This window comes from Desulfovirgula thermocuniculi DSM 16036 (assembly GCF_000429345.1).
Lineage (GTDB): Bacteria > Bacillota > Desulfotomaculia > Desulfotomaculales > Desulfovirgulaceae > Desulfovirgula > Desulfovirgula thermocuniculi.
Genome location: NZ_AUBR01000101.1, coordinates 1 through 4875 on the forward strand (window position 1 = coordinate 1; position 4875 = coordinate 4875).

The window sequence follows — 4875 nt, forward strand, 5'->3', positions numbered from 1 at the left end:
GCCACAATAAGGTAAATGTTGTGGTACGTCTATCTTTTTTCCTCGTGAAGCCTTGTGTTTTCGGGATTTTTATAGTTTAGGTGTCAAACTTAGGTATGGCGGGTCACCAGGTTCGGTGAAAGCAGCGTGGAAAGAATGCGTTCCCAGATGATGGCCGATTACCAGAATTACCTGAAGTCCTTGGTAGAAACCGCCAGCACACTGGTAGAAGAGTACAACAACCGGGTTAAAAGCGGCGAGTTAACCCTCGATGATGCGCAGGACCGGGCCCTGAAGCGTTTGAGCGTCCTCCGCTACAGCAACGGCGAGGGCTATTTCTGGGTTCACACCGCAGGGGAGCGGCCGGTAATGCTTATGCACCCTATAAAGCCGGAAATGAAAGGCAAGGACTTAGCCGTGGAAGAAGACTTTTCCATCGTACAATCCCTGTTTTATGAGGGACAGGTCTACGCTAAAAACAGCGAAACAATCCAGAAAAATGTCAAGGCAACCCGCCTCTTTGTGGAAATGAACAGGGTCTGTGCTGAGAGGGGAGAAGGATACGTCAAGTACTACTGGCCCAAGCCCGGCGAGGACCAGACTGTGGGCTATCCCAAGCTTTCCTACGTAAAGTTGTTCAAGCCGTGGAACTGGGTAATCGGCACTGGAATATATATTGATGAAGTTGAAAGGGAAGTGGCCAAAATAAGACAGGAAACCGGAGCCAAAGTCAGGCAGACCATCCTCGTAGTTTTCCTTTCCCTCTCCGGGTCCCTGGTCATAGCTCTCTTCTTAGCTCTCTTTTTCTCACGGAGCATCTCCCGGCCGATAAACCAAATGGTTGATGCAGCCGGCCGCCTGGCCCAGGGAGACTTAACGGCGGCGGTAGCAGTGTACACCCCCGACGAAATCGGCCTCCTGGCCAGCTCCTTTGAGCAGATGCGCCAGCAGCTGCGGAACTTAATTCAAAGCATCGCTCAGGCAAGCACCCAGGTGTCGAGTACCGCTGATGTGCTGGCCGCCCAAATGGAGCAAACCTCGAATGCGGCCACGGAAACAGCCGCCACCGTCAGCGAGATAGCCGCCACCGTTGACAGCGTGGCCCTAAACATAAAAGAGGTTTCCGGGGAACTGGCAGAAGCCAACCGGCAGGCCACCCAGGGTCAGCAAAACATCAGGAACGTGGTCGAAACCATGCAGGAAATAGACAATGCGGCGGGACGCGTGGCTGCTTCCGTAAGCGCGCTGAGTCAGGCCATTGAAAAAATAGGGCAGTTTGTGGGCACCATAAACGACATCGCCGAGCAGACCAATCTTCTGGCTCTGAATGCGGCCATTGAAGCCGCCAGGGCCGGGGAAGCCGGCAGAGGATTTGCCGTGGTGGCAGAAGAAGTGCGAAAGCTGGCCGAAAACTCCGCCCGCTCGGCAAGGGAAGTGAGCGCCATAGTCAACGAAGTGCAGCAACAATCGATCCAGGCGGTCAAAGATATGGAAAGCGGCAGGGAAAGCGCAGCCCGGGGCGATAAGGTAGTGCAGGAAGTAAGCCAGTCGTTGATGGCTATCATCGAACTGGTGCAGGACCTGAGCCAGAAAGCTCAGAACGTAGCAGGTGCTGCCGGGCAGATGGCCGAGGCAGTGCAGAATATGGCCGCCAGCGTTGAGGAACAAACCGCTGCCGTGGAAGAAACTTCGGCCTCTGCAACCGAACTGAAAAAAGTGGCCGGCCAGTTAAAAGAATTGGTAGACCGGTTCCGGATTGCGTAATCAAACACGAGCCGGGCATCCGCATCCCGGAAAAGGATGCCCGGCTTTGTTCCCATTCATACTTCTCGTTGACCGCTACTACCTGGACTTCCCCAAACCAATCGGCGCTAGCTCCCAGGTTTTCGCTCACGAACCGCGGCGGAACAACCGTCCGCCCGGGTGGGATTACCTGGGCAGGTGCATCGAGGGTTACCTTCTGACCCACGCGCAGGACCACCTTCTTCCCCGTTGGCCGGGTTCGTGATGGTAATCATGTTGTCTTTGTAGTCCACCTCTAATCCCAAGGCCTCTGCTATCGCCTGGACTGGTACCATAGTGCAACCGTTTTCGACGAATGGCTCGGCATCAAGCGTGAGTTTCTCGCCCTTTTACAAACACTTTGACACCCTTTTTGTGCTGTAGAGTCCGCCAGCCTTCTAAATATGAAACCGTTGCAAAACCGGGGGAAAACTCTTAATCCCAACGTATTAAGCAGGCAGAAATAACATTATGTGGCAATTTGGCGTTTACGAAAGGGTTTCCCGCACTATATAGCCACCTTTGATTTCAGTTTCAGGCAACCAAGCCCTGGAAAAATGCAGAAAAACCCTACCTCTAGGCCACCACAGCTTTGGCTGCTCGATTGGAAGCAGTATCCAGGTGGACTCACCGCTTGAAGTTTACCTTTGGACTTTAATTTTTATTACTTAAACACGGGTTCCCTTCTAAAGCGGAACCCAAATCACTTTTCCGCAATCGGCCTCGCTACTCCGGAACCAAACTTCGCTCGATGGTACTTCACACCCAACCTGTCCACCTTTCTGCTGACCGCTAGAAGTTTTTCCTTGTCGTTGAGGTCGACGGCCATTAGCTTTTTCTGGCCCTTTCCAGTAACAGCAACACTCTGACCGGGTCCAAAACAAAATCCCCTCCCCTTCGCCAAAGCCCGCCAATCCAGGTTATACCATCGCCGGAAGGAAGCGTCAAGAAAAAACCTGTCGGATTTTGTCGAAGGAGACGGTACTCCGAAAGATTATCCTTTTCCCTTCAGTAACCTGGACAGTGGCATCAGCCGCTCCAGGTGATCTCTGATTTTCGCCGCCCATGATAACCGGTTTCCCCCTCAGGGAAGGGTCCAGGGCCTGGTGAACGCTGGCAAAAAAGGAGTTCATGTCGGCAAGGAGAATGGTCCCCTCCAAAGCGAAAACCCCTCGACAGAGAACGTTTGTTTTGTACTATCGTAAACCAAACGTACGTTCCCTGCCAAGGGGTTGTAAATCTTCAATGTTAAGGAGAACTAAAAGGAGAACTAAGCCCGACCTTTCTCCCTGGCAATACGCAACATCTGCTGCTTTTTGTCCTCCGGGGGAACGTGTAAGACCGCCCGCCGGGTCATGGTGAGCGCGCCGGCGGGACAGGCGGCAGCGCAAACTCCGCACCCTATGCAAAGCTCCCGGTTTAATGCCGGAAAGCCCTGTTCACTCCCAGGGTCCTGTATTGTCATGGCCCCAATATGACAGCTTTCGGCGCAGGTGCCGCAGCGCATACACCTCTCGGTATCCAGCACCGGAAGGAAGTTGCTCGGGTGGGCGGCAACGGGTTTACCGGCTTCCTTAATGGCACGCAGCAGGTGGCAGCAACAGCCGCAGCAATGGCATATGTAGGCCGGTCTGTTCAGCACATTATCGCACATGTGAACCAGGCCCAGCTTTTCCGTCTGCTCCAGCACACGGAGGAGTTCGTCCACCGTAGCCGGCTTCCCAAAGCCCCGGCGGACCACCCACTGTGCGGCGCTGCCAAGAGAGGTGCACACGTACAGCGGCGCTTCACAGGCTTTACCCAGGTGACTTGCCTTGTGCCGGCAGGAACACATGGTCAGTGCCCCGCCACCGGACTGGCGGATGATCTCGGAAGCCCTTTCGTAGCTCAGCACTTCGGTCTCCACGATGGCCGGGATAAGGCTTTCGTACACCAAGGTACGAAACATCTTGGTGTCGCCGCCGAAGAACTCTTCTTTCACCTCAGGGCTTTGAAAGTATTTTTCAAAAAGCTCCGCCAACTCCTTCATGTCGACGTCTTCTCTTACCCTCATGAAGGTATACTCAAAGAAGCCCACCACCACGGGAGCCAGCATGTAGTACGTGGTGTCCCGGCGGGGCAGGTCCAGCACCAGCCCCTTGCTGGCCATATTATCCAGGATTTGTGCCAACTCTTCTTCTTGCACCCCCGTGATGGCGGCTATCTTGTCCAGCGTCATCGGTACCAGGGGAAATTTGCTGCCCACCATGGCTTCGCTTTCCGTGTAGAGGCGGTAGAGAATCTCCATGAGGGTCTCGCTCACGGGTGCCCCCACCGGATTTCTGTTTAAGCGCTCGGCCAGTGCCCGGTATACCTCTTCCTTGGCGTTGATTAAATGGCCCACGAGAGACAGCCCCCTTCGCAATTTCGTTCTTGCTGACTAGCCGGGAAACCTTCCCCTAAAAACCAACGTCACAAGGAGAATATCAGCAGTTGGCTCATCCGAATTAATGAGGCTCTCGCTGTGCTAGGCAGGACAGAAATTTTTCAGCAGCGAGTTAATAAGGTGAATTTTGCCGAAGTCTCCTGCCGTGAGGCTATACATGGCTCCCTCTTCCCCCAGCAATACGTCCCTGATTTCCTCCGGCTGCAGCCCTTCCCTTTTCAGGCGGCAGGCCTCTTTTGCCAGTTCCTCCCAGTAGGCTATTTTGGCGGCCAGGGCCTTCTTGCCCTCCGTCACCACGCGCCCGGAGGCGCAAAAGACCACCTTGATGTCGTGGTCCAGGAGGCGGCGCAGGGAGGCAAGGATCTGGCCGGCGTCCTCATCGCGGCGCAGCACCTGCACATTCTCGGAGAGGAAGAGGTCGCCGCCAAACAGCCACCCCTCGTTTGGTTCCAAGAGGCAAATGTGGTCGTCGCTGTGGCCCGGAGTATGGAGAACCACGAACCGGTACCGCGGGGTGGCGAAGCTTTGGGGAATCGGCACCGCTTCCGACGCCGGCGGCAGCCCCCAGGCAAAGTGCTGGTAGGGGAGCAGGCGGGAAGTCCAGGTGGAGGGAGCGGTGATGCGCGGCACGGCCAGCGGGTGGGCAAGGGCCGGGCCGGTGCCGAACAGCTTCTGGAAGACGATATTGT

At 55.3% G+C, this 4875-nt stretch carries 6 protein-coding genes and 1 pseudogene; 1 reads left to right on the forward strand and 6 read right to left on the reverse strand.

Annotated elements, in window-relative coordinates; all coding sequences use genetic code 11:
• Window positions 1-135: 135 nt before the first annotated feature.
• A pseudogene (locus G454_RS19585) lies at window positions 136-1638 on the forward strand (methyl-accepting chemotaxis protein); the annotation flags it as partial.
• Here G454_RS19585 and G454_RS22940 read toward each other — a convergent pair.
• From G454_RS22940 to G454_RS21905, 6 genes are all read right to left on the reverse strand, one after another.
• Complete coding sequence (locus G454_RS22940) at window positions 1541-1948, reverse strand: stalk domain-containing protein (RefSeq protein ID WP_425387451.1); 408 nt, start codon at window positions 1946-1948, stop codon at window positions 1541-1543. The pseudogene G454_RS19585 and the gene G454_RS22940 sit on opposite strands and share 98 nt — an antisense overlap.
• On the reverse strand, window positions 1851-2057 hold the full coding sequence (locus G454_RS22945; RefSeq protein WP_084413542.1) for a stalk domain-containing protein: 207 nt from the start codon (window positions 2055-2057) through the stop codon (window positions 1851-1853). Before G454_RS22945 ends, G454_RS22940 begins: the two co-directional genes overlap by 98 nt.
• A gap of 407 nt (window positions 2058-2464) precedes the next feature.
• Window positions 2465-2665, reverse strand: coding sequence for a hypothetical protein (locus G454_RS22185; protein ID WP_211230121.1), 201 nt, complete (start codon window positions 2663-2665; stop codon window positions 2465-2467).
• Between the two features lie 40 nt (window positions 2666-2705).
• The gene (locus G454_RS21635; protein ID WP_027719190.1) at window positions 2706-2921 is read right to left on the reverse strand and encodes a Y-family DNA polymerase; all 216 of its coding nucleotides are present in this window, start codon (window positions 2919-2921) and stop codon (window positions 2706-2708) included.
• A gap of 110 nt (window positions 2922-3031) precedes the next feature.
• Complete coding sequence (locus tag G454_RS0114735; protein WP_027719191.1) at window positions 3032-4144, reverse strand: 4Fe-4S binding protein; 1113 nt, start codon at window positions 4142-4144, stop codon at window positions 3032-3034.
• Between the two features lie 123 nt (window positions 4145-4267).
• Window positions 4268-4875, reverse strand: a 608-nt coding sequence (locus tag G454_RS21905) for an MBL fold metallo-hydrolase (RefSeq protein ID WP_027719192.1), incomplete at its 5' end; no start/stop codon positions are given.